The 14,168-nt window shown below is 63.3% G+C and carries 14 protein-coding genes; 7 read left to right on the top strand and 7 right to left on the bottom strand.

The window, feature by feature from the left end:
* Positions 1 to 275: 275 nt before the first annotated feature.
* Complete coding sequence (locus IMX18_RS02560; protein WP_003258436.1) at positions 276 to 1,595, top strand: MFS transporter; 1,320 nt, start codon at positions 276 to 278, stop codon at positions 1,593 to 1,595.
* A gap of 267 nt (positions 1,596 to 1,862) precedes the next feature.
* On the opposite strand, the gene IMX18_RS02555 is transcribed toward IMX18_RS02560, so the two are convergent.
* On the bottom strand, positions 1,863 to 2,615 hold the full coding sequence (locus tag IMX18_RS02555; RefSeq protein ID WP_217190084.1) for a COG4705 family protein: 753 nt from the start codon (positions 2,613 to 2,615) through the stop codon (positions 1,863 to 1,865).
* 344 nt (positions 2,616 to 2,959) lie between these two features.
* Here IMX18_RS02555 and IMX18_RS02550 point away from each other — a divergent pair, with 344 nt between their 5' ends.
* Positions 2,960 to 3,364: a hypothetical protein gene (locus IMX18_RS02550; protein WP_003258434.1), complete on the top strand. Its 405-nt coding sequence runs from the start codon at positions 2,960 to 2,962 to the stop codon at positions 3,362 to 3,364.
* Between the two features lie 118 nt (positions 3,365 to 3,482).
* On the top strand, positions 3,483 to 4,088 hold the full coding sequence (locus tag IMX18_RS02545) for a flavin reductase family protein (protein WP_013974025.1): 606 nt from the start codon (positions 3,483 to 3,485) through the stop codon (positions 4,086 to 4,088).
* Here IMX18_RS02545 and IMX18_RS02540 read toward each other — a convergent pair whose 3' ends face one another.
* Both IMX18_RS02540 and IMX18_RS02535 read right to left on the bottom strand, forming a co-directional pair.
* Positions 4,089 to 4,355: a hypothetical protein gene (locus tag IMX18_RS02540; protein ID WP_015271637.1), complete on the bottom strand. Its 267-nt coding sequence runs from the start codon at positions 4,353 to 4,355 to the stop codon at positions 4,089 to 4,091.
* 130 nt (positions 4,356 to 4,485) lie between these two features.
* Positions 4,486 to 4,779, bottom strand: a complete 294-nt coding sequence (locus tag IMX18_RS02535; protein ID WP_015271638.1) for a putative quinol monooxygenase — start codon at positions 4,777 to 4,779, stop codon at positions 4,486 to 4,488.
* Between the two features lie 202 nt (positions 4,780 to 4,981).
* Between IMX18_RS02535 and IMX18_RS02530 the strand changes: the two genes are divergently transcribed.
* Positions 4,982 to 5,902 (top strand): AraC family transcriptional regulator, encoded by a 921-nt coding sequence (locus tag IMX18_RS02530; RefSeq protein ID WP_003258430.1) that lies wholly within the window; start codon positions 4,982 to 4,984, stop codon positions 5,900 to 5,902.
* A 135-nt stretch (positions 5,903 to 6,037) separates the two neighbouring features.
* Here IMX18_RS02530 and IMX18_RS02525 read toward each other — a convergent pair whose 3' ends face one another.
* Positions 6,038 to 7,675: a 5-guanidino-2-oxopentanoate decarboxylase gene (locus tag IMX18_RS02525; RefSeq protein ID WP_061303736.1), complete on the bottom strand. Its 1,638-nt coding sequence runs from the start codon at positions 7,673 to 7,675 to the stop codon at positions 6,038 to 6,040.
* 114 nt (positions 7,676 to 7,789) lie between these two features.
* Between IMX18_RS02525 and IMX18_RS02520 the strand changes: the two genes are divergently transcribed.
* Entirely contained in the window at positions 7,790 to 8,665 is an 876-nt protein-coding gene (locus tag IMX18_RS02520) for a LysR substrate-binding domain-containing protein (RefSeq protein ID WP_015271640.1), read from the top strand.
* Between the two features lie 36 nt (positions 8,666 to 8,701).
* Here the strand turns inward: IMX18_RS02520 and IMX18_RS02515 are convergent, their stop codons facing one another.
* Together IMX18_RS02515 and IMX18_RS02510 are read right to left on the bottom strand one after the other, a co-directional pair.
* A complete protein-coding gene (locus tag IMX18_RS02515; protein ID WP_015271641.1) occupies positions 8,702 to 9,316 on the bottom strand; it encodes an NAD(P)-dependent oxidoreductase in 615 nt (204 codons plus the stop codon).
* A gap of 27 nt (positions 9,317 to 9,343) precedes the next feature.
* Positions 9,344 to 10,219 carry an MBL fold metallo-hydrolase gene (locus IMX18_RS02510; protein WP_054571989.1) on the bottom strand — a complete coding sequence of 292 codons (876 nt, stop codon included), beginning with the start codon at positions 10,217 to 10,219 and terminating at the stop codon, positions 9,344 to 9,346.
* A gap of 103 nt (positions 10,220 to 10,322) precedes the next feature.
* Between IMX18_RS02510 and IMX18_RS02505 the strand changes: the two genes are divergently transcribed.
* Positions 10,323 to 11,228 carry a LysR family transcriptional regulator gene (locus IMX18_RS02505; protein ID WP_015271643.1) on the top strand — a complete coding sequence of 302 codons (906 nt, stop codon included), beginning with the start codon at positions 10,323 to 10,325 and terminating at the stop codon, positions 11,226 to 11,228.
* A gap of 25 nt (positions 11,229 to 11,253) precedes the next feature.
* On the opposite strand, the gene IMX18_RS02500 is transcribed toward IMX18_RS02505, so the two are convergent.
* A complete protein-coding gene (locus tag IMX18_RS02500; RefSeq protein WP_003259571.1) occupies positions 11,254 to 12,123 on the bottom strand; it encodes an isocitrate lyase/PEP mutase family protein in 870 nt (289 codons plus the stop codon).
* Between the two features lie 440 nt (positions 12,124 to 12,563).
* On the opposite strand from IMX18_RS02500, the gene IMX18_RS02495 reads away from it, so the two are divergent.
* The gene (locus IMX18_RS02495) at positions 12,564 to 14,015 is read left to right on the top strand and encodes an MDR family MFS transporter (protein ID WP_054571990.1); all 1,452 of its coding nucleotides are present in this window, start codon (positions 12,564 to 12,566) and stop codon (positions 14,013 to 14,015) included.
* Positions 14,016 to 14,168: the final 153 nt, after the last annotated feature.

The following is a 14,168-nucleotide window of genomic DNA, read 5'->3' as shown; positions in this document are numbered from 1 at the left end:
GAAATCCGCTTATCTCGCTCAATCAGCAAGCAAAAAACCGCTCATTAATCTGATTTTCCTGGGCTGCTTTGCAGCCCTTCGCGGGCACGCCCGCTCCCACAAGGAAATGCTCCACGTCAGGAATAACGCGGCTTCTGTGGGAGCGGGCGTGCCCGCGAAGGGGCGCACAGCGCCCCCATTTGAAGCCCAATGCACCCATTTGGCACACCTTCTGCAATCACCTGTGCAAGCTGCGCCACGGCGCGCTCCACAAAAACAACGAGAAGGTATCCCTGATGGATAATGCCACCTCCCTGCCAGCCGGGGCGTCCACCGCGCCTGCCACAGAAAAAACCACCGCCAGCCGCCTGAAGTCGATCTTCAGCGGGTCCATCGGCAACATGGTCGAATGGTACGACTGGTACGTCTACGCCGCATTCTCGCTGTACTTCGCCAAGGCCTTCTTCCCGGCCGGCGACTCCACCGCACAATTGCTCAATACCGCCGCGATCTTCGCAGTGGGCTTCCTCATGCGCCCGATCGGTGGCTGGCTGATGGGCCTGTACGCCGACCGCAAAGGCCGCAAGGCCGCATTGATGGCCTCGGTGCTGCTGATGTGCGCCGGCTCGCTGGTCATCGCCCTGACCCCAGGCTACGAAACCATCGGCGTCGCCGCACCCATCCTGCTGGTCATTGCACGCCTGATGCAGGGCCTGTCGGTGGGTGGTGAATACGGCACCTCGGCCACCTACCTCAGCGAAATGGCCAGCAAGGACCGCCGTGGCTTCTTCTCCAGCTTCCAGTACGTGACCCTGATCTCCGGCCAGCTCATCGCCCTGGCGGTACTGATCGTCCTGCAACAGACCCTGACCACCGAGCAGCTGTATGCCTGGGGCTGGCGCGTACCGTTCGTGATCGGTGCACTGTGCGCCGTGGTGGCCCTGTACCTGCGTCGCGGCATGGAAGAAACCGCCTCCTTCACCAAGAAGGAAAAGGCCAAGGAAAGCCTGATGCGCACCCTGCTGCGCCACCCCAAGGAGCTGATGACCGTGGTCGGGCTGACCATGGGCGGCACCCTGGCCTTCTACACCTACACCACCTACATGCAGAAGTACCTGGTCAACACCGTTGGCATGAGCATCAGCGACTCGACCACCATCTCGGCCGCCACGCTGTTCCTGTTCATGTGCCTGCAGCCGGTGATCGGCGGCCTGTCCGACAAGATCGGTCGACGCCCGATCCTGATCGCCTTCGGCGTGCTCGGCACCCTGTTCACCGTACCGATCCTCAGCACCCTGCACACCATCCAGACCTGGTGGGGCGCGTTCTTCCTGATCATGGCGGCGCTGATCATCGTCAGCGGCTACACCTCGATCAACGCCGTGGTCAAAGCCGAGCTGTTCCCTACCGAAATCCGCGCCCTGGGCGTGGGCCTGCCGTACGCGCTGACCGTGTCGATCTTCGGCGGCACCGCCGAGTACGTGGCCCTGTGGTTCAAGAGCGCCGGCATGGAGAGTGGCTTCTACTGGTACGTGACCGCCTGCATCGCCTGCTCGCTGCTGGTTTACGCAACCATGAAGGACACCAAGCAGCACTCGCGGATTACCACTGAGTGAGTGTGAGCTTGCGGTAATCAAGAAGGGCGCCCCGTTGTCGGGGCGCCTTTTTTCATACATGCGAATGCGTCATGCAATCCAGGTGTACGGTTTGAGGGCTCCAGCGCATGCGAGACGCACCGCGCGGACGGCGCTTGATTTGAGCAACAGCGCAAACATCAAGCCATACCTCCGAAGCCTTCTGATGAGCCGATTAGAAATCCTATTCGGCTCACCATGTGAGCCGAATAGCCCAATTAATCGGCTTACTGGTATCGGAAAGCAGGCTCAGGACATCTCCAACGCCTGACGCGGCTCACGGCGCTGGTACCAGGTGGCCATCAGCACCACTACCAGCAACACCCCGCCCAGCACCGCCGAAGAGCCGACCGTGCCGAAGTCCAGGCCGCCCTTCTCGTGGGGCTTGGTGAGGAAGTCGCCCAAGGTGGCGCCGAACGGGCGGGTAAGCACGAACGCGACCCAGAACAACACCACGCCAGGGATGCGTGTCCAGTAGCGGGCCACCACTACCAAGGCGATGGCACTGCCTATCAACAGTGCGCCACCGGCAAAACCGAGCCCCGAGTCATCGGCCAGGTAATCGCCCAGCGCCGTGCCGAGGGTGTTGGAAAACAAGATCGCCACCCAGTAGAACAATTCCCCCGTGCGGTTCTTGATGCGGGTGACATCCAGCGGGTTGCCGCTCAGGCGCCATACCAGGAAGGTCAGCAGCAAGATGCCGATGAGGATGGCCGAACCCGCGGCGTAGCCCAGGCCCAGGGTGCGGTCCATGAAGTCGGACATGGTGGTGCCGGCGGTGCTGGTGGAGAGGATCACCAGCCAGTACAGCATCGGGTGGTAGCGGCGCGAGTACAGCTGGCCGAGCAAGGTCAGCAGGAACACGCTGACAAGCAGCAACGAACTGAGGGCATAGCCGATGTTCAGGGTCATCGACAGCAAATCCCCCGCCGTTTCGCCAAGGGTGGTAGCGCAGATCTTCATGACCCAGAAGGCCAAGGTGATTTGCGGAAGTTTGTTCATTGTTGTGCCGCTCCGGTTTGAGGTGCGGCGATGGTGCTGAGCTGCATTTGAAAAATCGGTTGGTGATGTATGAAAAATGCGTTCAGCAGCCTTCAATGACAAATTTTTCATCCTTAACGCCCCATTAATTCCACCGCCTCAAGCTGAAATGGCTGGCAGAACGTCGGCGCATGGGCGGACACATCCTGAGCCAGAACCGCTGCCCGAGCCACAAGATGCACGCCAACACATATCGAACTATTCGATTTTTAAGCACTACTATTTGCGCTTTTTAATCAAATTAATCGGCGTAGGATTAAACCCATAGAAACAAAACAACCTCAAAAACCCCTGGAGCAACGACCATGAAAAACAAACTGATCCTTACCCTGGCCCTCTCGGTTTTCGCTGCTGGCGCTTTCGCCGAAGATGGCTTCAACCGCACCAACGCCCACACCTTCGCAGCGACCCAGAGCCAATCCGCTGCCTACGCTGAAGATGGTTTCGACCGTACTGGCGGCCAGCGCTTCGCTGAAGATGGCTTCGACCGCACTGGTGGCCAGCGCTTCGCCGAAGACGGCTTCGACCGCACCGGTGGCCAGCGCTTCGCCGAAGACGGCTTCGACCGCACCGGTGGCCAGCGCTTCGCCGAAGACGGCTTCGACCGCACTGGTGGTCAACGCTTCGCCGAAGACGGCTTCGACCGCACTGGTGGCCAGCGCTTCGCCGAAGACGGCTTCAACCGCACCAACGCCCACCGCATCAGCTGATCCCTGATGCGAGCACCCAGCCCGGCTTCGGCCGGGCTTGATCATTTTCAGGCGGGCACAGGCTTGGCACACTAGGCGCCTTGTCCACCAGGAGGTAGGGCCAGCAAGCCCAGCACAGATGTATTACTACGAACCCGCAAAAGGCCACGGCCTGCCCCACGACCCGTTCAACGCCATCGTCGGCCCCCGCCCTATCGGCTGGATCTCCTCACAGGACCGCGAAGGCCGCCTGAACCTGGCGCCCTACAGCTTCTTCAACGCCTTCAACTACATCCCGCCAATCATCGGTTTCTGCAGCGTCGGGCGCAAAGACAGCCTGAACAACATCGAGCAGACCGGCGAGTTCGTCTGGAACCTGGCCACTCGCACGTTGGCCGAGCAGATGAACCAGAGCTGCGCACCGGTTGCCGCCGAGGTAAGCGAATTCGAATTGAGCGGCCTCACCGCCACGCCATCGAGCATCGTCAATGTGCCGCGTGTCGGCGAAACCCCAGTGGCCTTCGAGTGCAAGGTCAGCCAGATCGTCCAGCTCAAGCGGGCCGACCAGGAACTGGTGCCCAGCTGGTTGATCCTGGGTGAAGTGGTGGCGGTGCACATTGCCGAGCACCTGTTGAAGAACGGTATCTACGATACCGCTGCCGCCGAGCCGATCCTGCGTGGTGGTGGCCCGGCAGACTATTTCGAGCTGGGCAACCTGTTCAAGATGGCCCGCCCACCGGCCTGATCACCAGATCAGCTCACCCTCTTCGCTGACGCCCTGCAGGCGTTGCAGCTCGGCCGTGGCCGCTTCATCGGCGGCCACGGCGCCCTTGAACACCTGGCCGTCGAGAATCTTGTGAAAGCGCGGCGCGCCGCCCATGCCCAGGGCCTTGACTGCGATGGCCGCGTTGTAGCCGCCACCTTCCACCGGGACCATCGCCGAAACCGCTTCGAAATGCGGGAATTCCCTACGTGCCATGTTGCTATCTACCTGGTTGATCAAGGGCAGCATCTTACCCTATTCACCTGTACCGGCCCTATCGCCGGCAAGCCAGCTCCCACAGGTGCTGCACCGCTCTCGAAACCTGCGATAAACCTGTGGGAGCTGGCTTGCCGGCGATGAGGCCAGAATAGGCAACACCTCAATCAAAGGTATGCAGATCCAGGCTGCTGACCACCTGCGCCTGTACCAACTCACCAAACACTTCCAGCGTTGGCGAAGCAAAATAGCCACTCATCGCCTGCTGGTCTTGCCAGCTGCCACTGAGCAACCATAAATCGGCATCAGCCTGCGAACGCTGCACCGAAAAACTCAGGCAGCCCGGTGCCCGCAACGAGGGCTCGAGCAGGTCACGCAGGCGCGCGCCCAGCTCCGCCGAGCGCCCGCTGCTGGCACGGATGAAAGCAAGGTGGGTGACCGGTTGTGTCGGGGTCATTGCACAATCTCCTTGAAGCAGGCGGACGAAAAAGCCAGGCTGCCAAGGTTAGGGCCTCGCCCGCGCGACGCGTTAGGCCATTACTGCACGCCGATTGCCTGATCCTGCAGCGCGGCAGGATCAGGCAATCGGCGTGCAGCTTTTGACTAGCGCCCGCCATTGCCCAAACCTATGCTGCGTCGGTCAGCAGAGGAAAGCCATCATGACTATCGCCACGTCCATCGACCCAAGCCTGGAACTGCAACGCCAGGAGCTGGCCGAGCTGATCCGCCGCCACGCCGGGGAGCCTCATGGCCCGGCATCGGCCATCGATGACCTGTACCTGGTGCGCTACACCGAAAACGTGCGCTCGGTACCGACCCTGGCGCAACCCGCGCTGTGCATCCTCGCCCAGGGCAGCAAAAGCCTGTTCCTGGGTGACGAGCAGTACGCCTACGACCCGCTGCACTACATGGTGGTCTCGGTAACCTTGCCGCTTAGCGGCGTAAAGCTCGACGCCAGCCCCGAGCACCCGAGCCTTGGCCTGCGCATGGACCTGGACCCAGCCGAAATAAGCCAACTGATCGCCGAAAGCGGGCCGATGCTGGTGCCCAACCGGCCTTCCGGTCGTGGCTTGTATGTGGAGAGAACCGACGCCGCGTTGCTCGACGCCTTGCTGCGGCTGATACGCCTGCTGGACACCCCGCGCGACATCGCGATGCTGGCGCCGCTGTTCCGCCGGGAGATTCTGTACCGTCTGCTGCGAGGGCCGCAGGGCTATCGGTTGTACGAAATTGCCTTGGCCAACAGCCAGACCCACCGCGTTTGTCAGGCCATCACCTGGCTCAACCAGAACTACCAGCGGCCTTTGCGCATCGAGGATCTGGCGCGTGAAGTCAACCTCAGCACCTCGACCTTGCACCACCGGTTCAAGGCCGTGACGTCGATGAGCCCGTTGCAGTACCAGAAGCAACTGCGCCTGCAGGAGGCGCGGCGATTGATGCTCAATGACGGCCTCGAGGCAGCGGTGGCGGCCTACCGGGTGGGGTATGAAAGCCCGTCACAGTTCAGCCGTGAATACAGCCGGCTGTATGGCGCGCCGCCGATTCGTGATGTGGCCAGATTGCGGGCGACTGCTGGCTGAAGTTTTGAACGGCAGTACCGGCCCTTTCGCGGGCTCGCCCGCTCCCACAGGTACAGCACAATACTCAAAGCCTGTGCAAAAACCTGTGGGAGCGGGCAAGCCCGCGAAAGGGCCGATACTGGCAATAGATTTACTTCAACCCGACACAGCCCCCTGCCACTGATTCTGGTCAACCTGGATCAAAGTCGGCCCCTTGCGCTCCACTGCCTGCCCCAACGCCACCTGCAGCTGCGCCACATCTGCCACCTGCTCCGCCGCCGCGCCCAGGGCCCGCGCCACACCGATGAAGTCCGGCGTATGTATATCCACCCCGACCGGCTCGATAGCCCGGTTGACCATGTACTTCTTGATTTCCTCGTACCCCTGGTTGTTCCACAGCAGCACGATCAGCGGCACCTGCGCTTCCACCGCGCTGGCCAGCTCCGGCAAGGTGAACTGCAAACCGCCATCACCAATCAGGCACACCGCAGGGGCACGCTCACCGACCTGCTCCGCGCTGCCCAGCCAGGCGCCCATGGCCGCCGGCAATGCGTAACCCAAGGTGCCGTAGCCGGTCGATGCGTTAAACCAACGGCGTGGCTGGTCCATGTCCAGGGTCAGGTTGCCGGTGTACACCGGCTGGGTCGAATCGCCCACCAGAATGGCATTGGGCAGACGCTCGAGAATCGCACTCAGCAGACGCGTCTGGCTCAAGGTCGGCTGGTCCCAACCCGCCGCCAGTGCCTGGCGCAGCTTGGCCACCCGGGCCTCGCCCCACGTGCTCTCACGCACGGATTGCGGCAGCGCCTGCAAGGCACCGAGCAGCGCCTCGGCGGCCAGTTCGGCATCGGCCACCAGCGACAGCGCCGGCAGGTAATTGCGCACGGTCTGGTCCGGGTCGATGTCGATGCGCAACAGGCTGCCCGGGATCTCGAAACCACCTTTGAAGGTGACGTCATAGTCTGTTTCGGCCAGTTCGGTGCCGATCGCCAGCACCACATCGGCCTCGGCCACCAGCGCCCGTGTGGCTGGCAGTGACTGGGTCGAGCCGATCTGCAGGGGGTGGCTGGCCGGCAGCAGCCCCTTGGCATTGATGGTCAGCGCCACCGGCGCCTGCAGCTGTTCGGCCAGGCGCGCCAGCGCAGCGCCCGCGGCCAATGCACCACCCCCGGCCAGGATCAATGGCCGCCTTGCATTGGCCAGGCGCTCGGCCATCTGCGCCACGGCCTGCGGCGCTGCCCCTGCCCGGCTACTGCGCACCACGCGCCCCGGCAGCAGGTGATCGGCCGGTTCGACCAGCACGTCGAGCGGGATCTCGATATGCACCGGGCGCGGTCGGGCGCCTTCGAACACGGCGAATGCCCGAGCCAGCACCTGCGGCAGGTCATCGGCACTCATCAGGGTGTGGGAAAACGCCGCCACACCCGACACCAGCGCGGCCTGGTTGGGCAACTCATGCAGCTTGCCACGGCCACCGCCCAGCTGGTCGCGGGATTGCACGCTGGAAATCACCAGCATCGGGATCGAGTCGGCATAGGCCTGGCCCATGGCGGTGGTGATGTTGGTCATCCCCGGGCCGGTGATGATGAAGCACACCCCCGGTTTACCACGGGTCCGCGCATAGCCGTCGGCCATGAACCCGGCACCCTGCTCGTGGCGCGGGGTGACATGGCGGATGGACGAACCCGCCAGGCCGCGGTAGAGCTCCACGGTATGTACACCAGGAATGCCGAAGACATGGTCAACACCATAGCCTTCAAGGAGTTTTACCAGTACTTCGCCGCAGGTCGCCATTGGGTTTCACCGTGAATCTTGGTTGGGTTATGCCCCTATTGGACCCAGCCACGGCTATCGCCACAATGCAAAAAAACACATACTAGCCATGTCCTGCAATCATGGCTCAGCACAATGAAACGCCTCCCGCCCCTGCCCGCCCTGCATACCTTCCTGGTCACTGCCCAGCACTGCAATTTCACCCGTGCCGGGCAGCAGTTGCATATCACCCAGGGCGCCGTCAGCCGGCAGATCGCGGCCCTCGAAGAGCATCTGGGCTATGCCTTGTTCCAGCGCCAGGCCCGTGGGTTGAGCCTGACCCGTGAAGGCCAGGACTGGCTGCCAAGGGTGCAACAGGTATTTGCGCTGATTGAACAAGGGGTGCGCGAGGTGGGTGGGCGCAGCACTACCTTGCAGCTCAAGGCACCGACCTGCGTGATGCGCTGGCTGCTGCCACGCCTGATGGAATGGCAGGCGCTACGCCCGGATGTACCGGTGGAGCTGACCACCACGGTGCAACATGGAGTTGACTTTCGCCGCGAGGGTTTCGATGCGGCGGTGGTGTATGGCGATGCGCCGAACCACGGGCTGCGCGTGCGCAAGCTGTTCGATGAGCAGCTGACGCCGGTTTGCGCGCCGTCACTGCGCGAGGGGCCGGTGCCGTTGCAGCAGGTCGAGGACCTGGCGCGACACATGCTGCTGCACCCCTCGCGGAATGAGCATGACTGGCGGTTGTGGCTGCAGGCAGCCGGGGCAACGCTGGCCATTCAAGGCCCGAAGCAGCATTTCGAGACGCTGGACATGGCAATGGCCATGGCCTCGCAGGGCACCGGTGTGGCCATCGGCGACTGGTCGCTGATCGGCGATGACTTGCGCGGGGGGCGGTTGTGCATGCCGTTTGCGCTGAAGGTGATGACCGGCAAGGGGTATTACCTGGTGAGCCAGGCCAAGAGCTTGCCGGCGGGGTTGGGGGAGTTGCTGGATTGGCTGGAACACCAGGCCAGCCAGTGAGGGCCTCTTCGCGGGCACGCCCGCGAAGCAGGCGACTCAATAGCCGACAGTGAAACGCTGCCGCGAATGCGCCGGCTTTTCCAGTTCGTCGAGCATGGCAATCGCGTAATCGGCAAAGGTGATCCAGCTCTTGCCATCCGCGCCGATCAACAGATGATCCTTGCCCAGCTTGTAATGCCCGCTGCGCTCACCTTCAACGAACTCCGCCGACGGCGACAGGAAGGTCCAGTCCAGGTTCGGCTCCCGTTGCAACGCTTCCAGAAAACGCACCCCGGCAGTGGCCTCGGCCTTGTATGCCTCGGGGAAGTCCGGGCTGTCGATCACCCGATGCCCAGACGGCAGCAACAGGCTGCCGGCCCCACCTACCACCAGCAGGCGCCTAACCCTAGCCCGCTTGACCGGCTCGATGATGGCGTGTGGCTCGATGGTCGAGAAATGCGCCGCACTCAGCACCGCATCCACACCCGCGACCGCCGCTTGCAGGGCTGCGCTGTCCTTGGCATCCAGCGCCTTGACGGTCACCCCCTCCCGCCCCTGCAACCGCGACGGGTCGCGGGCGATGGCCAGCACACTGTGACCACGGCGTAGGGCCTCCTCCAGCAACTGGCTGCCAGCGCGGCCGGTGGCACCGATGATTGCAATCTTGCTCATGGGATACTCTCCATCAGTTGAACGGAACTACCACTTCATCTCGCCCTTGGCGACCTTGGCCCCCAGCTCCAGCGAGCTTTCATCGGCCAGGCTCGGGTAACGTCGCTTCATCGCCGCGATCAACGCACCGGCGTCTTTCGCCTGGGCGGTCTCGGCATCGAAGTCACGAATGTAGTTCGCCGTGAAATGCACGGCCTCCAGCGATCGACTGCTGCCCCCCAGGTAATGTCCGGGGATGACCGTACGCGGCGCCAGCGCTTCGATGTGCGCCAGGGTGCCGAGCCAGTCGGCGTGGGACTTGGTCGTTTGCGTGTCGGCCATCCACACATGAATGTTCTCCGACACCACCACGCCACCGACCACCGCCTTGATCGACGGGATCCACACAAAACTGCGGTCAGGTTGCGAGCCGTCGAGGCCGACCACCTCAAGGTCCTGCCCTTCCAGCGTCAGGCGGTTGCCTTCGAGCACCTGTGGCAGCACCAGCCGCGCCGGCTTGTCCGCGCCCATCTGCGGGCCCCAGTAGGCCAGCTTGGCATCCTTGGTCTGGCGGATATGGGCAACCGTGGCGGCCGACGCCAGCACCTTGGCGTCCGGGAAGGCCTGGGTCAGGGTATCCAGGCCGAAGTAGTAGTCCGGGTCGCCATGGCTGATGTAGATAGTGGTCAGCTGCTTGCCGCCTGCCCGCAGGCGCTGCACCAGCTGCTCGGCCTGGGCCTTGCCGAACTGGGCATCGACGAGGATGGCGTCGTGCTCGCCGCTGACGATCACCGAACTGACCGGGAAGATCGCCTCATGCCCGGGGTTGTAAACCTCCAGCCGCAAGGGGTCGGCAGCCAGCGCCGGGCCGGCCAGGGTCACACAGGCCAGCAGCAGGCCACGCAGAGGAGTGAAAAGAGACATCGCAAACGCCCGTCAGATGAACAATGCCCAACAGCCTAGTTGCCTAATCCGTGACAAAAAATGCGATGCTCGAACATAGTTTGTTTCTGAAACCGGGCAAATCATGGACCGTCTCAACGCCATGCGCGTTTTCGTCACCGTCGTCGACCTGGGCAGCCAGTCGGCGGCGGCGGATCATCTGCAACTGTCCCGGCCGGTGGTTTCGCGCTACCTGGCAGAGCTGGAAGACTGGGTTGGCGCACGGCTGATGCAGCGCACCACACGCAAGCTCAGCCTCACCGCCGCCGGCCAGGAAACCCTGCCCCGCTGCCGGCAATTGCTGGAATTGGCTGGCGACCTGCAGGCCGCGGTGCAGCAGCCGGATGACGCGCCCAAGGGCGCGCTGCGCATCAGCGTCAGCACCTCATTCGGCCAGGCCCAACTGGTGGATGCTGTGGCCGATTACGTCCGACGCTACCCTGGGGTGAAGGTGGAACTACAGATGCTCGATCGCACGGTCAACCTGGTGGACGAGCGCATCGACCTGGCCATACGCACCAGCAATGACCTGGACCCCAACCTGATCGCCCGGCGCCTGAGCGTATGCCGCTCGGCTGTGTGTGCGGCACCGGCCTACCTGCGCGAGCACGGCACGCCGCAACGGGTCGAGGAACTGAGCCGGCACAACTGCCTGACACATGCCTACTTCGGCCACAGCCTGTGGCATTTCGAGGTAGCCGGCCAGCAAGTCGCCGTGCCAGTGGCGGGGAACATCAGTGCCAACGAGGCGATGACACTGCAGAAGGCGGCGCTGGCCGGCGCAGGTATCGCCATGCTGCCGACCTACCAGGCCGCGCAGGCCCTGCGCCGGGGTGAACTGGTGCGCCTGCTGCCCGAAGCCAGGCCACGCGAGCTGAACCTGAATGCGGTATACACCTCACGCAAGCACATGCCGGCGACCTTGCGCAGCATGCTGGATTTTCTTGTGCAGCGGTTCAAGGACGAACCGGAGTGGGATCAGGACTTGTAAGGCCGCTCCTACAGGAATGGCACTGTCACTCCTCGACGCTCATGTACTCCTTGGCCCAGCGGATGTAGTCCTCGGGCTGGGTGTAGGTGTGCGAGAGTTCGGTGGCGCTGAGGTTTTCCGACTTGTTCTGCTGGCCGCGCTGCAGCCGCAGGCAATCGTAGGTGGCCTTGATGGCGGCAAAGTAGGCCGCGTGACCATCGACGACGATGCGCACGCCCAGGCGTGCCAGGCGCTCGTCGTCACGCAGGTTCGGGTTGCCGTAGGTCACCAGCATCAATGGCACCGTCAGGTGCTCGGCAATCTGCTCGAGTTGCTCGAAGTCCTTCACCCCCACCATGCAGATGCCATCGGCTCCGGCCTTCTGGTAGCTCTGGGTACGCACGATGATTTCTTCGGTGGTGAGCACGCCAGCGTTGGTCCGGGCAATGATCGACAGCGACGAATCGACCCGAGCCTCCAGCGCCGCACGGATCTTGCCTACGCCCTCTTCAACCGGGATCAGGTCGGTGGACTTGCGCCCGAACTGGGCAGGCAGCAGGGTGTCCTCGATGGTCAGCGCAGCCACGCCGGCGCGCTCCAGTTCGATGACCGTGCGCATGACGTTCAGCGCGTTGCCATAGCCATGGTCGGCGTCAGCCAGCACCGGCAGTTGTGCCACACGACCAATACGGGTGGCCTGCTCGACGAACTCGCTGAGGGTGATCAGGGCGAAGTCCGGTGCAGCCAGTACCTGCAGCGAAGCGACGGAGCCACCGAGGATGCCGACCTCGAAGCCCAGGTCTGCGGCAATGCGTGCCGACATCGGGTCGAACACCGATGCGGTGTGATAACAGGAACCTGAAGCGAGCAGCTCGCGGAAGGCAAAACGCAGATCTTGATGGGAAGCCTTGGGCATGATCACTCCGCAAAATAAGTTGAAATTCGAACGGTAACTACCGACCCCTGTAATCGGGTCTACCTGGCCTGTTCCAACCGTCGCCATCTGGGCGGTCATGCTCGACATGCAGGCAGAGGAATAAAAGGTGTGGGAGACAGCGGCGCAAAAACCTGCGGCATAATGTTGCACCAAGGTGGTGCAAAGCCCCGATTTTCAGCCTCTGTGGCATACCAACGATATCACGCAGCCATGCAGCACTGAACGAATGCGCCAATGCCGATCTTGCATAGGGGATGCAGATAGTGGATAGGAAGCTACCTAACTCAGGTTACAATTTCGGGGCCCCTTCGCGGGCACGCCCGCTCCCACAGGTACACCACAGCCTTCAAGCCCTGTGTTGTACCTGTGGGAGCGGGCGTGCCCGCGAAGAGGCCTCAACCGATAAACAAGGTATCCCCGTGACCGCCGCCCTGCCCCCCACCACCCTGCGCAACGTGCTCACCGCCCTGATGCTGGCGATCTTCCTCGGCGCCCTGGACCAGACCATCGTTGCCGTCTCCCTGCCGGCGATCTCGGCGCAGTTCAACGATGTCGGCCTGCTGGCCTGGGTCATCTCCGGCTACATGGTGGCGATGACCGTGGCCGTGCCGATCTACGGCAAGCTGGGCGACCTGTACGGGCGGCGCAGGATGATCCTCACCGGCATCAGCCTGTTCACCCTGGCCTCGATCGCCTGCGCCCTGGCCCAGGACATGCAACAGCTGGTGCTGGCCCGGGTACTGCAGGGCATCGGTGCCGGTGGCATGGTCTCGGTGAGCCAGGCGATCATCGGCGACTTCGTACCCCCACGAGAGCGCGGCCGCTACCAGGGATACTTCAGCAGCATGTACGCGGTGGCCAGTGTCGCCGGCCCGGTGCTGGGCGGCTGGTTGACCGAATACCTGTCATGGCGCTGGGTGTTCTGGATCAACCTGCCGCTGGGGCTGGTTGCACTGTGGGCGATCCGCCGCGCCCTCGGCGGCATGCCGGTGCAGCGCCGCGAGGCGCAGGTGGATTACCTGGGTGCCGTTTTGCTGATTCTCGGCCTGGGTAGCCTGTTGCTGGGCATTACCCTGGTCGGCCAGGGCCACGCCTGGGTCGACCAGGCCGTGCTGGCCTTGTTCGCCTGCGCCGCGCTGGGCTTGATGCTGTTCATCGCCCATGAGCGCCGCTGCCCGGAGCCGCTGCTGCCGCTCGGCCTGTTCGGCAATCGCGTGGCGGTGCTGTGCTGGGGCGTGATCTTCTTCGCAAGCTTCCAGTCGATCTCCCTGACCATGCTTATGCCGTTGCGCTACCAGGGCATCACCGGTGCCGGCGCCGACAGTGCTGCCCTGCACCTCCTGCCGCTGGTGATGGGGCTGCCCATGGGTGCCTTCACCGGCGGGCGCATGACTAGTCTGACCGGGCGCTACAAGCCGCAGATTCTGGCCGGCGCACTGCTGATGCCACTGGCCATTTTCGCCATGGCGCTGACCCCGCCGCAGTCGGTCTTGCTCAGTGCACTGTTCATGCTGCTGACCGGCATCGCTTGCGGGCTGCAGTTTCCGACCTCGCTGGTAGGCACACAAAGCGCGGTGGACAGCAAGGACATCGGCGTGGCCACCAGCACCACCAACCTGTTCCGCTCGCTAGGTGGGGCCATGGGGGTGGCGTGCATGTCCAGCCTGCTGCTGGCGCTGCTGCACCAGGGCGGGTTCGAGTCGCTGGGTAATCCGTTGCTGGGGAGCCTGAAGGCCGGTGAAGTGGACCTGGTGACACAGGGGCGGTTGCTCGAGACGTTCCGGCAGTTGTTGATGGGGAGTGCCGGGGTAGCCGTGCTGGGACTGTTTGCAGCGTTTGCATTGCCCGACCGGCAACTGCGCGGACGCTAGAAGCTACGCGATCTCTGTGGGAGCGGCCTTGTGTCGCGAAAGGGCCGCGACGCGGCCCCAGGATTTCAGCAGTGATGCACAAATTGCCGGGGCTGCTGCGCAGCCCTATCGCGACACAAGGCCGCTCCCACAGGATCTGTGATTTGTTCAAGG

The sequence above is a fragment of the Pseudomonas shirazica genome (genome assembly GCF_015168335.1).
Classification (GTDB): Bacteria; Pseudomonadota; Gammaproteobacteria; order Pseudomonadales; family Pseudomonadaceae; genus Aquipseudomonas; species Aquipseudomonas asiatica.
The sequence above is the reverse complement of the archived record's forward strand: the minus strand, read 5'-3'. Positions and strand labels throughout refer to the sequence as shown.

Bases quoted from the DNA above. Each gene is read 5' to 3' on its own strand.
- IMX18_RS02560 (WP_003258436.1), top strand. From the start codon at position 276: ATGGATAATGCCACCTCCCTGCCAGCCGGGGCGTCCACCGCGCCTGCC.
- IMX18_RS02555 (WP_217190084.1), bottom strand. From the start codon at position 2,615: ATGAACAAACTTCCGCAAATCACCTTGGCCTTCTGGGTCATGAAGATC.
- IMX18_RS02550 (WP_003258434.1), top strand. From the start codon at position 2,960: ATGAAAAACAAACTGATCCTTACCCTGGCCCTCTCGGTTTTCGCTGCT.
- IMX18_RS02545 (WP_013974025.1), top strand. From the start codon at position 3,483: ATGTATTACTACGAACCCGCAAAAGGCCACGGCCTGCCCCACGACCCG.
- IMX18_RS02540 (WP_015271637.1), bottom strand. From the start codon at position 4,355: ATGCTGCCCTTGATCAACCAGGTAGATAGCAACATGGCACGTAGGGAA.
- IMX18_RS02535 (WP_015271638.1), bottom strand. From the start codon at position 4,779: ATGACCCCGACACAACCGGTCACCCACCTTGCTTTCATCCGTGCCAGC.
- IMX18_RS02530 (WP_003258430.1), top strand. From the start codon at position 4,982: ATGACTATCGCCACGTCCATCGACCCAAGCCTGGAACTGCAACGCCAG.
- IMX18_RS02525 (WP_061303736.1), bottom strand. From the start codon at position 7,675: ATGGCGACCTGCGGCGAAGTACTGGTAAAACTCCTTGAAGGCTATGGT.
- IMX18_RS02520 (WP_015271640.1), top strand. From the start codon at position 7,790: ATGAAACGCCTCCCGCCCCTGCCCGCCCTGCATACCTTCCTGGTCACT.
- IMX18_RS02515 (WP_015271641.1), bottom strand. From the start codon at position 9,316: ATGAGCAAGATTGCAATCATCGGTGCCACCGGCCGCGCTGGCAGCCAG.
- IMX18_RS02510 (WP_054571989.1), bottom strand. From the start codon at position 10,219: ATGTCTCTTTTCACTCCTCTGCGTGGCCTGCTGCTGGCCTGTGTGACC.
- IMX18_RS02505 (WP_015271643.1), top strand. From the start codon at position 10,323: ATGGACCGTCTCAACGCCATGCGCGTTTTCGTCACCGTCGTCGACCTG.
- IMX18_RS02500 (WP_003259571.1), bottom strand. From the start codon at position 12,123: ATGCCCAAGGCTTCCCATCAAGATCTGCGTTTTGCCTTCCGCGAGCTG.